At 63.6% G+C, this 1,148-nt stretch carries 1 pseudogene; it reads left to right on the top strand.

The annotated features are described in order from the left end of the window. Positions 1–198: 198 nt before the first annotated feature. Positions 199–1,148: pseudogene (locus EN884_RS36555) on the top strand (M23 family peptidase); the annotation flags it as partial.

Raw genomic sequence — 1,148 nt, 5'->3', positions numbered from 1 at the left:
CCTATATAGGAGTGTGCGATGGGCCTTGCGGAGAAGGTACACCGCCCCGCCTGGTAGAGTGCTCTATAGGAGAAGTGCCTGGGGGCAATTCGGTCGGAGCCTGGCGCTTCGTTGACTTCACCTGCCATGACAGGCAAATGTCACGGCCACAACAAAAGCGACAAGCCGTTCCGCCCGGGGAAGAAGCAGCCTTTCTGGATGCCAGACACGGAAGATGTCATAGCCGAACTCGGCAATGAGCCGCCGCTGATCGCGGATGGCCGCAGCGGCCCGCCCGACCGGCGAGAGGTTTCTGCACGCTGGCTGTCGGGAACATTTCTCACTGGCGTGACCTCGAGCGTGTTGATGGGCGTGGCGCTGTTCGCCGCTCTTGACGGCCGCCAGCAGCTGGCCACCCCACCCGAGATCGCCGAGTTGATCAGCCTTGCCGGCAACGGAGATTCCGGCGAAGTCGCCAAGACGACCAGGCTGGTGGCGCCACGTCAGATCGCAAAGGCCAAGGACCGCCGCCGCATGGAAGTGTCGATGGTCACCAAGGTCGGCGACCGCGACGTCATCCACACCATGCCTTTCGTGCAGATCAAGATGGCCCTTGCCGCCGGCCACACCACCAGCCGCGCCTACCCCCCCTTCGACCCGATGCAAGTGTTCGGCGACGACGGCGACGACAATGCCCAGCCGGCGACGGCCTCGGCCGCTTCCGGCCAGATCTACGGCGCCAAGGTCGAAAGCGAGATGAGCCTGAAGACCGTCGATTTTCCGATCGACACGGCTTCCTTCGACGAAAAGAGCGACCTCTCCGCCGACGAGGTGGAAAAAGTGGTGCGCGAGGCCGGCACCGACCTCAGCGACGGCGCCGTGCAGGTCGCTTCGCTCCACTATGTCGATCCGCAGCGATTCGGCGAAGCCTTTGCCGAGAGCATGGCCGGCTCCTACGACGTCAAGATCGTGCCGGAAAACGTCTCGGTGGCGCCGCGAGCCACCGTTGACGACCAGGCGCCGGCTTTCGCCGAGGAAATCATCCCCTTCACCAAGGATCTCGACGTCACCGAGGCTTTTGCTGATTCGGGCTACACAGGGGAAGACGCCACCGGAATGGCCGAAGCCATCGCCAAGTTGCTCAATGCGACGGCGCTCAAGGCTGGAAC

This window comes from Mesorhizobium sp. M7A.F.Ca.AU.001.01.1.1, from assembly GCF_004022735.1.
Taxonomy (GTDB): domain Bacteria; phylum Pseudomonadota; class Alphaproteobacteria; order Rhizobiales; family Rhizobiaceae; genus Mesorhizobium; species Mesorhizobium ciceri.
This window is presented reverse-complemented; position numbering and strand designations above follow the sequence as displayed.